Annotated in this window: 11 protein-coding genes; 6 read left to right on the top strand and 5 right to left on the bottom strand. The window is 66.2% G+C overall.

Annotation, left to right across the window (positions count from 1 at the left end):
- Positions 1–303: 303 nt before the first annotated feature.
- Positions 304–735 carry a universal stress protein gene (locus EP28_RS01585; protein ID WP_049982257.1) on the top strand — a complete coding sequence of 144 codons (432 nt, stop codon included), beginning with the start codon at positions 304–306 and terminating at the stop codon, positions 733–735.
- 177 nt (positions 736–912) lie between these two features.
- Here the strand turns inward: EP28_RS01585 and EP28_RS01580 are convergent, their stop codons facing one another.
- Complete coding sequence (locus tag EP28_RS01580; protein ID WP_049982256.1) at positions 913–1,968, bottom strand: 3-isopropylmalate dehydrogenase; 1,056 nt, start codon at positions 1,966–1,968, stop codon at positions 913–915.
- A gap of 104 nt (positions 1,969–2,072) precedes the next feature.
- Between EP28_RS01580 and EP28_RS01575 the strand changes: the two genes are divergently transcribed.
- Entirely contained in the window at positions 2,073–2,855 is a 783-nt protein-coding gene (locus EP28_RS01575; protein WP_049982255.1) for an enoyl-CoA hydratase/isomerase family protein, read from the top strand.
- Positions 2,852–4,057, top strand: a complete 1,206-nt coding sequence (locus EP28_RS01570; RefSeq protein ID WP_049982254.1) for a CaiB/BaiF CoA transferase family protein — start codon at positions 2,852–2,854, stop codon at positions 4,055–4,057. Before EP28_RS01575 ends, EP28_RS01570 begins: the two co-directional genes overlap by 4 nt.
- An 89-nt stretch (positions 4,058–4,146) precedes the next feature.
- Here the strand turns inward: EP28_RS01570 and EP28_RS01565 are convergent, their stop codons facing one another.
- The 3 genes from EP28_RS01565 to EP28_RS01555 form a co-directional block, all read right to left on the bottom strand.
- Positions 4,147–7,110 (bottom strand): FAD-binding and (Fe-S)-binding domain-containing protein, encoded by a 2,964-nt coding sequence (locus EP28_RS01565; RefSeq protein WP_049982253.1) that lies wholly within the window; start codon positions 7,108–7,110, stop codon positions 4,147–4,149.
- Positions 7,111–7,328: 218 nt separating this feature from the next.
- Positions 7,329–9,587 (bottom strand): NADP-dependent malic enzyme, encoded by a 2,259-nt coding sequence (locus EP28_RS01560; RefSeq protein ID WP_049982252.1) that lies wholly within the window; start codon positions 9,585–9,587, stop codon positions 7,329–7,331.
- A 119-nt stretch (positions 9,588–9,706) separates the two neighbouring features.
- The gene (locus EP28_RS01555) at positions 9,707–11,320 is read right to left on the bottom strand and encodes a thiamine pyrophosphate-requiring protein (RefSeq protein WP_255358260.1); all 1,614 of its coding nucleotides are present in this window, start codon (positions 11,318–11,320) and stop codon (positions 9,707–9,709) included.
- 158 nt (positions 11,321–11,478) lie between these two features.
- Between EP28_RS01555 and ddh the strand changes: the two genes are divergently transcribed.
- Positions 11,479–12,417 (top strand): D-2-hydroxyacid dehydrogenase, encoded by a 939-nt coding sequence (gene ddh / locus EP28_RS01550; RefSeq protein ID WP_049982250.1) that lies wholly within the window; start codon positions 11,479–11,481, stop codon positions 12,415–12,417.
- Positions 12,418–12,740: 323 nt separating this feature from the next.
- On the opposite strand, the gene EP28_RS01545 is transcribed toward ddh, so the two are convergent.
- Positions 12,741–13,508: an IclR family transcriptional regulator gene (locus tag EP28_RS01545; RefSeq protein WP_049982249.1), complete on the bottom strand. Its 768-nt coding sequence runs from the start codon at positions 13,506–13,508 to the stop codon at positions 12,741–12,743.
- A 184-nt stretch (positions 13,509–13,692) separates the two neighbouring features.
- Between EP28_RS01545 and EP28_RS01540 the strand changes: the two genes are divergently transcribed.
- Positions 13,693–14,451 (top strand): helix-turn-helix domain-containing protein, encoded by a 759-nt coding sequence (locus EP28_RS01540; RefSeq protein ID WP_049982248.1) that lies wholly within the window; start codon positions 13,693–13,695, stop codon positions 14,449–14,451.
- A gap of 74 nt (positions 14,452–14,525) precedes the next feature.
- Positions 14,526–17,030 carry a heavy metal translocating P-type ATPase gene (locus tag EP28_RS01535; protein ID WP_049982247.1) on the top strand — a complete coding sequence of 835 codons (2,505 nt, stop codon included), beginning with the start codon at positions 14,526–14,528 and terminating at the stop codon, positions 17,028–17,030.
- Positions 17,031–17,066: the final 36 nt, after the last annotated feature.

The following is a 17,066-nucleotide window of genomic DNA, read 5'->3' as shown; positions in this document are numbered from 1 at the left end:
CAACCGTGACATTAGATGGTAATATCATAAATGTTTCCCCTCGTTGTTTCCGTCTCACACGAGTTCGACGTGACGTGAACACGGCGAAAGGCCGGTGTGGCGAGGCGTCGCACGCCGGGGTGTCCGGTGTCCGTGTGCGGTGACGAGATAAGTCAGAACTGGGAGGCGAAACGGCGAGACGAGCGGATCGGAGGCTGCATGTGGCACAGATCGAGCCTGTGTGGCACAAACCGGGTCTGTCTGCGGCGGCCGCGACGGCGACCGGGTGGAATATTTTATATAACAGGATTGAATACGGACAGTATGGTGATCGTTGCAGCCGTTGATCGGTCAGAACGGGCCCCGGCAATCGTCGAAGAGGCAGTCGAACTCGGCGAGGCGTTCGACGAGCCCGTCGAAGTAGTGCACGTCTTGACGCGTCAGACGTTCATCGACCTCGAACGGACGAGTGTCAGCGACACGGGGAACACGATCCCGACCGACGATATTCTCGAAATCGCGGAAGACATCGCCCAAGAAGTGGTCGACGACTCGTCTGCAGTCGACGTATCTCCTGTCGGTCTCCTCGGTGATCCGGCCGACGAGGTCGTCAACTACGCCGAGTCCAACGACGCACGATACCTCGTCATCGCCGGCCGCAAGCGCTCGCCCGTCGGGAAGGCGCTCTTCGGCAGCACGGTCCAGTCCGTGATGCTCGACTCCGATGTCCCCGTCGTCTCGATCCGCGCCGACTAACAAGTCGGCACCGGATAGTCCGTGAACCCGAGCCGATCGCGGCCCGTCCCGGAGCCCGGTGGCGCATCGGAACGGAGCGACCCGTGAGCGCTGTTTAGCGATCTGCCGTCCATCCGCTCGAATGGGGACGCCCACGTCAATAATGCGTCCGTGAAACGGACGTTTTGAGCTGCGTGGCTACAGCCGGTCTTCGATCGCGTCGATGACGTCGCCGGTCGAGGCCGACCCGCCGAGGTCCGGCGTCATCGGAGCGTTGTCATCAGAGAGCACCGCTCTGACGGCGCTCCAGAGCGCCTCACTGATGGCGTCCTCGCCGAGGTTTTCGAACATCATGGCTGCGGAGAGTACCGTCGCCATCGGATTGGCGACGCCCTGACCGACGATGTCGGGCGCGCTCCCGTGGACCGGCTCGAACATCGAGGGGTACTCGTCGTCCACGTTGATGTTGCCGGACGGGGCGAGTCCCATGCTACCGCTGACGATAGCGCCGATGTCGGTCAAAATATCGCCGAACAAGTTGGAAGCGACGAGCACGTCGAACTCCTCCGGTCGGCGAACCAGGTCCATGCTCGCGGCGTCGACGAGCAGTGACTCGACCTCGACGTCCGGATAGTCCGGGGCGACGTCTTGGACGACGTCGTCCCAGAACGTCATACTGAACGCCTGCGCGTTGGACTTCGTGATGCTCGTCAGGTGTCCGTCGCGCTCGGTCGCGGCCTCGAAGGCCGCCCGAACGATCGTCTCCGTCCCCTCCCGCGTGTGGACCGCGCTCTGTACGGCCACCTCGTGGTCGAACCCCTCGTGGATACGTCCGCCCGCATCGGAGTACTCGCCTTCGGTGTTCTCGCGGAACACGACGAAGTCGATGTCGCCGCTCTCGTAGCCCCGGAGCGGGCTCTCGACGCCGTCGAAGAGGATCGACGGGCGCTTGCACACCTGCTGGTTGAATCCTTTCCGAATCGGCAAGAGGAGCCCGTGAAGCGTGATGTGGTCGCGGACGTCCGGGTGACCGACCGCGCCGAGCAAAATTGAGTCCGCGTCGACGATCTGATCGAGCGCGTCGTCCGGCATCATCTCACCCGTTTCGAGGTACCGTTCCGTTCCCCAATCGTACTCGGTGAACTCGACGTCGACCCCGTGTCGCGACGCGGCTTCGTGGAGCAGTGGCAGGGCTTCGTCGACGACTTCCGGACCGATACCATCGCCTGGTATCGTCGCTATCTCATACGACATGCGTTCGAAATTCGGTCACGTATAGTAAATACTTTGGTACGTGACACGCTTTGCCCGCCTTCGGACTCACAACCCTTTTTACGACCTTCATGGTATTGCGGTGCATGGTAAGCGAAACAGCCTTCGAGAGTATCTCGCTCGACGTCACCGACGGCGTGGCGACGATAGCGTTCCACAGGCCCGAGGTGTACAACGCGCTCAACGATACGGTCATGCTGGACCTGCTTCGCGCGTTCGACGAGATCCAGCTCGACCGCTCCATCGACGTCGTCGTGATAACGGGCGAGGGCGACGACGCGTTCTCCGCGGGTGCCGACATATCCCAGTATGCGGGAACCGCAGAGGAGCACGATCCGCGACAGAAGGACCGCCAAGAGTTGTTCTATGAGATGTATCGCAAGCCGTTCGAGTGTCACGCGCCCGTGATAGCCAAGATCAACGGCTACTGCGTCGGCGGCGGTCTCATCTTCGCGATGTACTGTGACATGCGGATCGCGGTCGACGACGCCAAGTTCGGCGTCCCGGTGACCGACATCGGCCAGATCCCGACCGGCAACTCCACATGGCGAGCGATCGAGCTCGTCGGCGAGGCGAAAGCGAAGGAACTCGTCTACACGGCCGGGATGATCGGAGCCGACGAGGCCGAGCGGATCGGGCTCGTCAACCACGCCGTCCCGCGCGAGGAGCTCGACGAGACGGTGACGGAGATCGTCGAGGCGATCCAGAGCACGGGTCGGTCTGCGGTGAAGAACTCGAAGCGCGCGTTCAACCACGCGGTCGACGCGGAGACCGCGGAGGAGAACCGCGAGTTCGAGTCGGACGTGTGGTGGGAGCAGTTCGCGACCGACGAGCGGGAACGCCTCGTCGACGAGTTCAACGAGCAATGACGGGGGGGCCGCTCGCCGACCTCACCGTCGTGGAGATGACCGGTCACCGCGCGGGCCCGTTCTGCGGGGCGCTGCTCGCCGACATGGGGGCCGACGTCGTGAAGATCGAACGACCGGGCGCGGGTGATCCCGCCCGCAGTCAAGGCGTCGGCCCCGACGGCAAGTCCGGCTACTTCATGGCGAACAACCGGAACAAGCGCTCGGTCACGCTCGATCTCAAGTCCGACGCGGGCACCGAGGCCGCGCTGTCGCTCTTAGAAGAGGCGGACGTGTTCATCGAGAACTTCGGGTACGGTGTCACGGACAAGCTCGGCGTCGGCTACGAGGACGTGACGGAGCGGAACCCCGAGATCGTCTACGCCAGCATCAAAGGCTACGGCGAGACCGGTCCGCGCAAGAAGCAGGCCGGCCTCGATCTCATCCTGCAGGCGGAAGGCGGGATAATGAGCGTCACCGGACCGGAGGGTGGCGAACCGGTCAAGGTCGGACAGGCGATCGGTGACCTCACGACCGGAATGTTCACCGCCATCGGACTGCTCGCGCGGCTCTACGAGCGCGGACACCTCGGCGACGGGGACGACGAGTCGTTCAACGGGAAGTTCGACGTAGGACTGTTCGACTCCATCGTGACGCTGATGAACGAGTACCTCACCTCCTACTCGATGGACGGGTCCGTTCCCGGGCCGCAGGGGACCTCCCACCAGACGCTCGTCCCCTATCAGCGGTTCGAGACCGCGGACGGTGCGCTCGTCACCGGCGTCCCGAGCGACGACCGATGGGACGACTTCGTCGAACTCGTCGGCCGCGAGGAGCTATCCGAGTACCCGACGAACGACGACCGGTTCGAGCACGCAGACACCGTCGTCGGGATCATCGAAGAGGAGTTCGAGACGGAGTCCACGGAATACTGGCTCGACAAACTCATCGAGTACGGGTTCCCGTGCGGGCCGATAAACGATGTCGAGGACGTCGTCAACTACGACCAGACGCGGGCGCGCAATCTGGTCGTCGAGCACGACGACCCCGACTGGGGCGAGTGTCTCCTGCCCGGCCACCCGATCAACTTTCCCGACCACGACGACATCGTGCGTTCGCCAGCACCGCGACTCGGCGAGCACACGGAGTCCGTCTTCGCCGAGGTCGCCGGCGACCAGACCACGCTCGACGAGTGGCGCGACGAGGGCGCGTTCGGCGGCGAGTAGGCGGCTACCTCATTCGCGCTCGGCACATTCGTTCGTCGGCGTCGACCGTCGATAGGTGAATACTGAACGCCCCGTCGAGCCGATGCGCGTTACGCGAGCGCGTCGGCGAGCTTCTCTATCGGATGCGGCGGCTTCTCGTCGTATTCGTCGCCGATCTGCGTCCGGCAGGACGCGCCCGGCGCGACGACGCTGTCGCCGTCGCTGTCGTCGATCCGGTCGAACAGCATCGACCCGATCGCCTGACTCATCGAGTAGTGCTCGGCCTCGTAGCCGAACGTCCCCGCCATCCCGCAACAGCTCGTGTCGAGCGGGTCGACCCGGAAACCCGTCCGGCGGAGCACGCCGACCGCGTGGTGGTCCTTCTTCACCGATTTCTGGTGACAGTGACCGTGGTAGGTGAGCCGCTCTGCGCCGCCGTCGGCGTCGAGCGCCTCGTCAAGCCGGTTGACGTCGACGTACTCTAACACGCCGTAGGTGTTTTCGGCGACGGTCGCCGCGGCGTCAGACGAGAGCAAATCGAGGTAGTCGGACTGGAACATGACGGCATCAGAGGGCTCGACGACGACCACGTCGCGGCCGTCTTCGACGCGAGGGGAAAGCGCCGCGACGTTGGCTTCGGCGGTCTCGCGCGCCTTCCCCAACAGCCCCTTCGAGTGGGCCGGCCGACCGCTGTCTGTGATGTCTTCGGCGACTTCGACGTGGACGCCGGCGGCTTCGAGCACCCGGACCGCTGCCTTGCCGGCGTCGGGGTTGTTGTAGTTGGTGACCGTGTCGGGCACGAGGACGACGCGGTGTTCCGCGGACGACTCGCTCACCGTCGACCCGCCGCGCGCGCTCCACCAGTCGACGAACGTCTCCCGATAGAACGTCGGGAGCGAGCGCTCGCGGGCGATCCCGAGCGTCTTCTCCATCACGGCGCGTGCGCCCGGGATCTTGGTGCCGAGGTTCGAGAGGGGAGCGGTCGCGCTCCCCAGCTTCGAGAGCGTCTCGACGTTGGCGAACAGCTTCGAGCGGAGGTCCGCGCCGTGTTTCTCGTGGTGGGCGTTCTCCACCTCGACTTTCATCTTCGCCATGTCGACCTCGCTCGGACAGTCGATCGAACAGCCCTTACAGCCGACACAGAGGTCTAACACCTCGTGCATGAACTCCGTGTCGAACTGCTCGTCGTCGTCGAGGTCGCCGCTCATCGCCTGCCGGAGGAGGTTCGCCCGACCGCGCGTGCTCGTGATCTCCTCTTGGGAGGCCCGGTAGGTCGGACACATCACGCCGCCGGCCCCGTCCTGGCTGGTGCGACAGCCGCCACAGCCGTGACAGAGCTCGGCCATCCCCTGGAACCCGTTGTCGTTGTCCCACTCCAAGGCGGGCTCGAAGCCGGCGTCGAACTCGTAGTCCTCGCCGAACCGGAGGTTCTCTGTCATGTCGTGGTCGCCGCAGACGCTGCCGGGGTTGAGGAGCCAGTCGGGGTCGAACGCGGTCTTCAGGTCCCGGAACACGTTCCAGAGCCTATCGCCGTACAGCTTCCGATTCCACTGCGTCCGCGCGCGGCCGTCACCGTGCTCGCCCGACACCGACCCGCCGAGGCGCACGGCGAGGTCGGTCGCGGCGTCGGAGATGGACTCCATCGTCTCCGTCCCCTCCGCCGTCTTCGTGTTGATGAGCGGCCGGACGTGCATACAGCCCGGGCCGGCGTGGGCGTAGAAGCTCCCGAACGTGTCGTGGTCCTCGAAGATCTGCTTGAACTCCTTCGTGTACTCGGGCAGGTGCTCGGGCGGGATCGCGAGGTCCTCGATGAACGCGATGTGCTTCTCGTCGCCGGTCCGCGAAAGTAGGATCGGCGTCGACGCCTTCCGCATCTTCCAGAACTTCTTCTGGGTCTCCTCGTCGTACGCGGCCATCCCGTCGAACGCCAGATCGCCGACGCGATCGTCGAGGAGGTCGTCGACCCGCGCTTTGGCCTCTTCCTCGGTGTCGGCGTAGAACTCGATCAACAGGAACGAGTCCGTCTCGTCCGGGAGCAGACCGATGACGTCTTTGAACTCCTCTAAATCGCGCGCCAGATCGACGAGGACGCCGTCGAGCACTTCGACCGCGGCCGCGTCGTGTTCGAGGATGGGACCCACGTCCTCCATCGCGTCCATCAGGCTGTGGTACGTGAGCAGGCCGACCCCTTTCGTCTCCGGGATCGGCTCCAAGCTGATCTCGGCTTCGGTGACGATCGCCAGCGTCCCCTCGCTGCCGACGAGGAGCTTGGCGAGGTTCACCGTTCCCGACTCGGACTCCTCGACCAGCACGTCGAGGTTGTACCCCGAGACGTTCCGCTTGAGGTCGGGGTACCGGTCGTCGATCTCGTCTGCCTCCTCGTCGAGGATGCGGACGACCTCGGCGTAGATCCGTTCGAGGAGCGCACCGTCGGGGTCCGCGTCCTCGCGCAGCTCCGACACCGCGATCTCGCCGAACGTCTCGACGCTGCCGTCGGCCAACACCGCTTCGACCTCCTCGACGTAGGCGTCGGTCTTCCCGTACTTGAGCGAGTGCGCGCCGGTCGTGTTGTTCCCGATCGCGCCGCCGAGCGCGCTCCGGTCGGCGGTCGACGGGTCGGGCGCGAACTTCAGGTCGTGCGGTTCGAGCGTCCGGTTTAGCTCGCCGAGCGTGATCCCGGTCATCGCCCGCGCCTGCCGGCCGTCGGGGTCGACGTCGAGGACGTCGGTCATGTACCGGGTGAAATCCAAGACGACCGCCTCATTGACGGACTGCCCGGCGAGGCTCGTCCCGCCGCCGCGGGGCAGTACTGGGATACCCCCTTCGGCGCAGTACTCCGTCACGGCCGCGACGTCCGCGGTCGAGGTCGGGTAGACGACACCGATCGGCGTCACCTCGTACGCCGACGCGTCAGTCGAATACATCTGTTTCGAGTACTCGTCGAAGCGCACGTCGCCGTCGACGAGCCCGTCGAGGTCGGAAACGAGCGCAGAGTCGGTGTCGTCCCCGCCGCGGTAATCGTAGTTCGTCCGCGGATCTGTGGATGGGTCGGGAGGTGTGTTTTTGGAAGCCATCTGTGTCGGTCGTATTAGCGAATCTCGGTGTGGCTGAGGTATGAATGTTACGCGTCAACAGACACCGACCGCGATCTGCGTGGTCTGACGACACGCGTTCACATCGGCGGCCGACACGCGTTCACATCGGCGGCCGACACGCGTTCACATCGGCGGCCGACACGCCGAGCACGGACGACTCGATCCGAAAAAGCGGGACAGCGGACGGCGCGAGCGGACTACTCGCGCTCTTGGGCGTCGACGACGGCGACGGCGGCGAGGTTGACGATGTCTTTCACCTCGTCGCCGCGCTGGAGCACATGGACCGGTTCGTCCATGCCGACGAGCATCGGGCCGATGGCCTCTGCGTCGCCGAGGCGCTGGAGCAGCTTGTACCCGATGTTCCCGGACTCGAGGTTCGGGAACACGAGGACGTTGGCGGGCTCGTCGAGGTCTGAGAACTCGTAGGTGTCGGTGAGCATCTCCTCGACGAGCGCCGTGTCCGCCTGCATCTCGCCGTCGACCGGGAAGTCCACCGCGGCGTCCTCGCGGAGCATGGCCGCGGCGTCCCGTGGAGCTCGCATCTCCTCGCCCTCGACGCTCCCGAAGTTGGAGTACGAGAGCAGCGCCGCGCGCGGCTCGACGTTGAACTGTCGCGCCAGCTCTGCGGTGTGTCGCGTCGTCTCCGCGAGCACGTCGGCGTCGGTGTCGCGGTTGACGGTGACGTCGGCGAAGAACACCACGCGGTTCCCGATGGTCAGCATGTAGACGCCGGAGACGTACTCGGCGTCGTCGGCGGTCCCAATGACCTGAAGCGGCGGCCGAAGCGCGGACGGATAGTGGTGTGTTAGCCCGGTGAGCAGGGCGTCCGCGTCGTTTTGGTCGACCATCACGCTGCCGAGGTAGTTCGTGCTGGTCCGGACGAGTTCGCCCGCCTCGCTGCGGGTGATACCCTTGCGCTTGCGGAGCTCGTGCAGTCGGTCCGCGTACGCGTCGTACTCGGCGTTTGTCGGGTCGTTGACCATCGGCTCGTAATCGAGCCCAAGCTCGTCGATCGTGGCCGTGATCGCGTCCTGATCGCCCAACAGCACGGGCTCTGCGATCCCCTGCTCCGAGAGCTGGTAGGCCGCGCGGATCATCTTCTCGTCTTCGCCCTCCGCGAGCGCGATGCGCTTCGGGTCCTGTTTGGCCTTGTTGAAGACGATCCGCATCATCTCGCGGGACTTGCCCACGCGCGCCTCAAGCGCGTTGCGGTACTCGTCCAGATCGACTTCCTCGCGCGCCGCGCCGGACTCCATCGCCGCCTCGGCGACCGCCGGCGCGACCTCGAAGAGGACGCGCGGATCGACGGGTTTCGGCAGGATGTACTCCGGACCGAACTGCAGCGGCTCGTCGCCGTACGCCTTCAACACCGCGTCGGGAACGTCCTTGCGGGCGAGTTCCGCGAGCGCCTCGGCGCAGGCGACTTTCATGTCCTCGTTGATCTCCGAAGCACGCACGTCGAGCGCGCCGCGGAAGATGAACGGGAACCCGAGGACGTTGTTCACCTGGTTCGGGTAGTCAGAGCGGCCCGTCGCCATGATCACGGTGTCGTCGCGGGCGTTTTTCCCCTCCTCGTAGCCGATCTCGGGAGTCGGGTTCGCCATCGCGAAGATGATCGGGTTGTTCGCCATCGAACGAACCATGTCCTGTGAGACGATGCCGCCGGCCGAGAGGCCGACGAGCACGTCCGCGCCCTCCATCGCGTCGGCGAGATCGCCGTCCTCGATGTCTCGGGCGAACACCCGCTTGTACTCGTTGACGTCGCCGGCCTCGGCCCGTTCCTCGGTGATGATGCCGGTCGAGTCACAGAGCACGATGTTGTCGGGGTCGACGCCGAGCGAGACGTAAAAGTGCGCTGTTGCGAGCGCCGATGCGCCGGCCCCGGAGAAGACGACTTTCATGTCGCCGAGGTCCTTGTCGACGATGTCGGCCGCGTTGATCAGCCCGGATCCGTTGATGATGGCGGTGCCGTGCTGGTCGTCGTGGAACACGGGGATGTCCATCTCGTCTTGGAGTCGCTCTTCGATCTGGAAGCACTCGGGTGCCTTGATGTCTTCGAGGTTGATCCCCCCGAAGGTCGGCTCCATCGCGGCGACGGCCTCGCAGAAGGCGTCGGTGTCGTCGATGTCGAGTTCGACGTCGAACACGTCGACGTCAGCGAACCGCTTGAACAGTACGCCTTTCCCCTCCATGACGGGCTTCGACGCCGTGGCACCGATGTTCCCGAGTCCGAGGACGGCAGACCCGTTCGAGACGACGCCGACTAGGTTCCCCTTCGCGGTGTAGTCGTACGCCTTCTCCGGCGACTCCGCGATCTTTCGACACGGCCCCGCGACGCCCGGCGAGTACGCGAGCGAGAGGTCACGCTGCGTGTTCGTCGGTTTCGTGGTCGCGATCTCGATTTTCCCCGGCGGGTCAGCCTCGTGATACTCCAGTGAATCGTCTTCCAGAGTCATACCGGTATGTTGTCAGACCTGCTTATATATTTATGGGGAACAGACGGCGGGGCCGCTGACAGTATGGCAAACACAAAAACAGCACGACTGCGCTCTGTCGAGCGGCTTTCCGGCGTCGCTTACTCGAGGTCGGGCCGCGAGAGTTCGGTCTCCTTCGCGGTGATGAACTCGAGTAACGCGGGCGTCCCCTCCTCGGTCTTCTCGATGGCGCGTTCGAGCGCCGGCGCGACCTCTGCGGGGTCCTCGACGCGCTCGCCGTAGCCGCCGAGCGCCTTGCCGACGTCGGCGAAGTCGCCGCTGAACGGCGTGTCGTACGACGCCATCTCGTAGTTGTTCAGGTGGATGGTCAAGATCGGGGCGTCCTCGCGGACGGCCGTCTCGAAGTCGAGACCGGTCATCCCGATGGCACCGTCACCCATGATGTTGATACAGAGCTTCTCCGGGAACCGGACCTTCGCGCCGAGCGCGAGCCCGAGCCCGTAGCCGAGCTGCGTCGTCTTCCCCCAGCCGATGTACGAGAGCGGCTCGTCCGTCTCGTAGAAGGGCGCAAGGAAGTCGCGCGGGTTGCCGGCGTCAGCCGTGATGATCGTCTCCGACTCGTCGACGACGTTCGTGATCTCGTGGATCACGCGGTAAGGGTTGATCGGCGTCTCGTCGGACGTGAGTTTGCCCTCCCACTCGTCGAGCCAGTCGGCTTTGACCGCGGCGATCTCGTCGGCGACGTCGTCGAAGCGACCGCGGTCGTCATCGACGCGTTCCGCGACCGCGTCGACCACCGCGTCGAGGACGATCTGTGCGTCGCCCACGAGCGCCATCTCGGAGTCGACGTCCTTGTCGATGTCGGTGGGGTCGAGCGTCGAGTGAATGACCGTCTTCCCCTCGGGGACGGTGATACCGTAGGCCGTCTCGGTGAAGCTGCAGCCGACGCCGAACAGGACGTCACACTCATCGAGGAAGTGCGCGAGCTGTCCGGGCTCGCTCTTGCTGCCGGCTCCGAGCGAGAGCGGATGGCTCTCCGGGAAGGCGCTCTTGCCGTTCAGGCTGGTCGCGACGGGCGCTTCGAGCGTCTCGGCGAGTTCTTTCAGTTCGTCCCACGCCTCGGCGTAGTGGACGCCCTGCCCCGCGAAGATGACCGGATTCTCGGCGTCGACGAGTTCGTCGGCGACTGCCGGCACGGCCTCGGGGTCGACCCCGGCTCGGTTGGCGCTCGACGGGACGTACTCGAAGTCCTCGGGCGCGTCCTCCCAGAAGACGTCCTTCGGGACTTCGACGACCGCGGGGCGCGGGCGGCCGTTCCGGGCCGCGGTGAACGCCCGGCGGAACGTCTCGCCGACTGCGTCGGGGTCGGTGAGCTGCTCGCAGGTCTTGCTCACGCTCTGATAGCTCACGAGCGAGTTGAACTTCGGATCCACGTCCGTCTTTGCTCGGTCGTAGCCGGCCGGGATCGCCACGAGCGGCGCGGACTCGCCGTACGCCTGCGCCACGGCACCGATGGAGTTCTCCGTTCCCGGGCCGTGCTGGCAGGCGAACGCGACGACCTCGTTACCGGAGGTGAGCCGCCCGATCGCGTCGGCCATGTGGACCGCCGTCCGCTCTTGGCGGGTAATGATCGTTCGAAGTCCGGCCTCCTCTGCGGCCCCGGTGTCGAAAAGCGGGTTGCTCGGGAATCCGAATACGTACTCTACTCCTTCCTCTTTCAGCGCGTGTGCAATTGCTTCAGTTACGTTCATCACTAGTCTCTCTTGCGGATGTACCGACCTCCGGCACGATAGGATATAAAAGTATCTGTGTGGCCTGTTGTCGTGTGACTTGTTGTGTATCACAGACGGTGAGACACGGTTGCCTGCCGCCTCCCGAAGGACTGATATGCCACTGTGACGACGGTGCCTCCATGTCCGAGCGAACACGACTCGATCACCTGTACGTCCACGAATCCGTCGAGAACGTCATCCCGCCCGAGGCGTTCGTCGAGGCGTTCGATCACCTCGACATCTCCGTCGAGTTAGTCGGCGACGGCGAGTCGTACGACGAGACCGACGCGGTCGCCACGTACGTCCCGAAGCCGGAGTTCCTCGATGCGGGATGGGTCCACTGCATCCGCGCGGGGTACGACGCGTTCGACACCGAGACGTACGACGCCGCCGGCGTTCCCCTCACGAACAGCACCGGGATCCACGACACCACGGTCAGCGAGGTCGCGATCGGGTACATGGTGTCGCTCGCGCGGCTCCTCCATGTGTATCGCGACAACCAGAACGAGCGGAACTGGTACACGCCCGACTACGAGCGCCCGTTCACCGTGGAGAACGAGCGGCTCTGCGTCGTCGGCCTCGGCACCATCGGCCAGGGGATCGCGGAGCGCGCCGATGCGCTCGGCATGGACGTGGTCGGCGTCCGGCGCTCTGACGAGTCCGTCCCGGGCGTCTCGGAGATCTTCGACCCCGCGGACCTCCACGACGCGATCGCGGACGCGCGGTTCGTCGCACTCGCGCTCCCACACACGCCAGAGACCGAGGGCCTGATCGGCGAGGCGGAGTTCGACGTGCTGCGCGATGACGCCTACCTCGTCAACGTCGCCCGCGGCCCGCTCGTCGACGAGGACGCGCTCGTCGACGCGCTGGAGCGGGACGCCATCGCCGGTGCCGGCCTCGACGTGTTCGAGACCGAACCGCTCCCCGACGACTCGCCGCTCTGGGACTTTGAAGACGTAATGATCTCGCCACACAAGGGTTCGGCGACCAACCGCTACCACCTCGACATCGCCGACCTCGTCGCAGAAAACGTCGAGCGCTACCAGACGGGCGAGACGCTGCGGAACCGCGTCGCCTGACCGGTCCATTCGGTTTCGTTATTGCGAACTGGAGATCGGCCCACGCTCTCAACAGCCGATCGGCTCCCGCATCACGCGCCAGATCCATCGCCGTCGCCGGCGGTTCGAGTCGCCTCGGTCTCTCGAATCACGGACATCGACCCCCAGAGAGCGGGCCACCCCAAGTTCCGAACGGACGCCCGCGTTGGGCGACTGCTCGGCGAGATTCTCTCTCTCGGACACCGACTCGCGGCGGAATTAGTTTCGTATGTTCGAACCACACACGCGCCGAGTGGCGGCATCTCTTACATTACTACCTTTGTAATTGTAATCTAGATCGGCGGTCACTGACCGTGAGCGAGGGTGACTTCGATGACGTTCGCCGTCTGGTTGAGCATCTCGGTGTATTCGTGCCGCGTGTCGTCGGGGCGCAGGCGGCTGATCGGCGTCATGATACTGATCGCGGCGTTCCGCCGGTCGCCCGTGTCGAGCGGCGTTCCGACGCACCCGACGCCGCCGAGTCGCTCCTCCTCGTTGTACGCGAACCCCTCCGTACGGATCTGTGCGAGTTCTTCGAACAGCCCGGAGCGCGTGGTTATCGTCTCGTCGGTCCGAGCCGGAAGTCCGTGTCGATCGACTATCTTGTCGACGTGGTCGTCGTCGAGGCTGGCCAGAAGCGCCTTGCCGAGCGCCGTCGTGTGGAGGTACACGCGTCGGCCGAGTCGGCTGTCGAGGGTGATCGCCTGGTCGCCGCGGGCGGTGTACACGTAGACGCCCTTGCCCTGCTCTTCGAACATCAGGTTCGTCAGTTCGCCGGTCGCTTCGGCCAGCTTGTCGAGTTCCGGTTTCGTCACGTCGAACACGCCGTCGTACTGTCTGGCCGTGCCGCCGAACTCCAGACACCGGAGGCCGAGCCGATACCCGGTCTCGTGGTTGACGACGAGGCCGTGCTCTTCGAGCGTTATCAGGTGTTTGTACACCGTGCTCTTGGCCAGATCCAGCCGGTCGACCAACTCCGCCATGGGGACACCGCCCTCGCTTTCGGCGATAGCGGTCAGTATCCGCATCGAGGTTCCCGTCGCCGCGACCGACTTCGTTTTTGCCCCCGTCATGCGCGTACTTGGCGCGAGACGGGTAATAAGGGTTGTGAGGGCAGTACACTTCAGTATCGGCACCGGGGATCAGTCCAGTGCCGGCCGTGACCCATCAGTGTTTCTTATATTCGAACTAGCTAGTGGCGTGTCGCCGCCGGCCGCGTCGACACGCCTTATACCCGTGAGACACGTACGATCGCGTATGCGAGAACTCGTCTTCGCGTTAGAATACCGCCCCGGGTGTAACCGGGTGGCCGACGCGCTCGCGGAACACCCCGACGCCCGGGTCCGATCGCTCTCGCTCCACGCCACCGCTGACCGCCTCTGGCGGGTGGACCACGCGACCGGCACACCGGCCGCGCTCGACGGTCTGGAGGCGGCCTTCCGCGACGCCGACTACTACGCGGACTGCCTCGCGACCGGCGACTGCGGCGCGACCCAGACCACGCGCGTGCTCGACCGCGACGGCGACACCCTCGTGTTGTACTCCGACTGGGAACGCACGCCGCGGTGTGCGTCGGTCCCGCACATCGCCCGCGAGCACCTCGGAGAGGGCGTGCTCTTCGAGACGCGACACGAAGGCCGCCACTACACATGGCGGCTCATCCACCCCGGAACGGGAGACGTGGGTGCGTTCTTCGACGCGATCCGCGACGCCGTCGGCGACTGCGCCCGCACGGAACTCCTCAAGACCGGGAGCACGTCCGCGGCCGCCGCCGGCAGTGGCGAGGGAACCGACGGCGACGAGAGCGACCTCTCGGCAGAACAGGAGGCCGCACTCCGCGCCGCCGTCGAGCACGGCTACTACGAGACGCCGCGAGAGACCGACGTCGGCGATCTCGCCGATCACCTCGGCGTTCCGCGCTCGACGCTCACGTACCGGCTCCGCCGCGCCGAAGAGCAGTTGGCGAAGCGGTTCGTCACGGAGGCCCGCCTGCCCGACTCGGCCGCCGGAGCCTAACGAGCGACCGCCCTCTGGATCACTTGGAATATTCCAACCAAGACTTACCCTGATGTCGCTCGTACGGTCGGGTAATGACAGACGACTCGGACGCGGACGGCGAGAACATCGGTGGGGCGAGGCGGCGAGAGCTGACCGCTCGGCTCGCCGTGCCGGCGATGGACTGCCCCTCGTGCGCCCGGAAGGTCGACGGCGCTCTCGCCCGCGTCGACGGCGTGGTCGACGTGGACCTCAATCCGACGGCGGGGACCGCGACGGTGGCCTACGACGCCGATCGCACCGACGAGGCCGCCGTGGTCGCCGCCGTCGAGGGCGCGGGCTACGAGGTGACGGGAGGCCGGCGGGAAACGAGTGCGGGCGGCGAGCGGAACGACGGCGCGGCCGACCGCGACGCTTCCGAGACCGCCGACGGCGACTCGGGTGGGGTCGCCGTCGCGCCGCCGACCGAGGTGTGGACGAGCACGCGCGCGAAGAAGACCTGGGTCGGTGCCGTACTCGTCGCGCTCGGGCTCGGCTTCGAGTTCGCAGCGACCGGACAGAACGTCTCGGTGGCGAGCGTCCTCGGCGCGCCGATCACGGTCGCGGACGCGCTGTTCCTCGGTGCGGTCGCGGCCAGCGGCTTGCCGGTGATCCGCGACGGTTACTACTCCGCGCGCAACCGGAGCCTCGACATCGACCTGCTGATGGGGACGGCCATCATCGCGGCCAGCGGGATCGGCTACTTCGTCGAGGCCGCGACGCTCGCGGTGCTCTTCAGTATCGCCGAGCTGCTCGAGGACTACGCGATGGACCGCGCCCGCGACTCGCTGCGCGAACTGATGGAACTGTCGCCCGACGAGGCGACCGTCCGCCGCGAGGGCGAGGAAGTCACCGTTCCCGCGGACGAGGTCGCGGTCGGCGAGACCGTGATCGTCCGACCCGGCGAGAAGATTCCGCTCGACGGAACGGTCATCGAGGGCGAAAGCGCCGTCGACCAGTCGCCGATCACGGGCGAGAGCGTCCCGGTCGACAAGACGCCCGGAGACGACGTGTTCGCCGGCAGCATCGCGGCGGAGGGGTACCTCGAGATCGAGGTGTCCTCGACCGCGGGCGACTCGACGCTCGCGCGGATAATCGGGATGGTGCAGGGCGCACAGTCGAAGCGCACGGAGACGGAGCGGTTCGTCGACCGCTTCGCGGGCTACTACACGCCCGTCGTGGTCGTCCTCGCGATCGCGACGGCCGCGCTCCCGCCGCTCCTGATCTCGGATCCGATCGCGGTCAACGTCGCGGGCTACGGCGTCACGTTCGTCGGCGACTGGGGCACCTGGTTCGTCCGCGGACTCACCCTGCTCGTCATCGCCTGCCCCTGCGCGTTCGTCATCTCGACGCCAGTCTCCGTCGTCTCGGGGATCACGAGCGCCGCGAAAAACGGCGTCCTGATCAAAGGCGGCAACCACTTGGAGGCGATGGGGGGTGTCGATGTCGTCGCCTTCGACAAGACGGGGACGCTCACCCGCGGCGAACTCGCCGTCACCGACGTGCTCACCGCCGACGGAACCGACGAGGCGACACTGCTCCGATACGCGGCCGCCGTGGAGCGGCGTAGCGAACACCCCATCGCCGCCGCGATCCTCGCGCGCGCCGAGGCCGCCGCTGCCGGAGCCGACGCCGGCGCGTCGAGAGGTGCGACGCCGGCGGATCCGGAGCCAACCCAGTTCGAGAGCCTCACCGGTAAGGGCGTCCGCGCCGTCGTGGACGGCGAGACGTACTACGCCGGCAAGCCGGCGCTGTTCGAGGATCTCGGGTTCGACCTCGGACGGGAACGGGCGGCGACCGACGGCGGCGAGGCGGCGACGCCGAGCGGGCGGACCGCACCCGACGCTGACCGCGACCCGGCGGCGACGGGCGACGGCGCGGGAGACGCGCGATCCGACAGGTCCGGCTCCCTCGACGCGGCGACGCTCGCGGCCGTCGAGCGCGAGGGGAAGACGGTGGTGCTCGTCGGCACCGACTCCGCGCTCCTCGGGGCCATCGCGGTCGCCGACGAGGTGCGTCCGGACGCCCCCCGCGTCGTCTCCCGACTGCGCGAACTCGGCGTCGAGCGCGTCGTCATGCTGACCGGCGACAACGAGGGGACCGCGAGCACGGTCGCGGAGCGCGCGGGGATAGACGAGTACCGCGCCGGGCTGCTACCGGAGGAGAAAGTCGAGGCGGTCGAGACGCTTCAGGCGGAGTACGGGGCGGTCGCGATGATCGGCGACGGGATCAACGACGCGCCGGCGATGGCGACTGCCGACGTCGCCGTCGCGATGGGAGCGGCGGGCACCGACACCGCGCTCGAAACCGCGGACGTCGCGCTGATGAGCGACGACGTCGGGAAGCTCCCGTACCTCTACGCGCTTTCTAACACCGCGAACGGCGTCATCCGTCAGAACGTCTGGGCCAGCCTCGCCGTGAAGTTCCTGTTAGCGCTCGGGGTGCCGCTCGGGCTCGTGAGCGTCGCCGTGGCGGTCGTCGTCGGCGACATGGGGATGAGCCTCGGCGTCACGGGCAACGCGATGCGGCTCTCGGGGATCGATCCCGAACGCTACGAGTGAACCGGCGACGAGTCCGCGGAGCGGCCCTCGGGCGGT

The organism is Halorubrum sp. BV1 (assembly GCF_000746205.1).
Classification (GTDB): domain Archaea; phylum Halobacteriota; class Halobacteria; order Halobacteriales; family Haloferacaceae; genus Halorubrum.
This window is presented reverse-complemented; position numbering and strand designations above follow the sequence as displayed.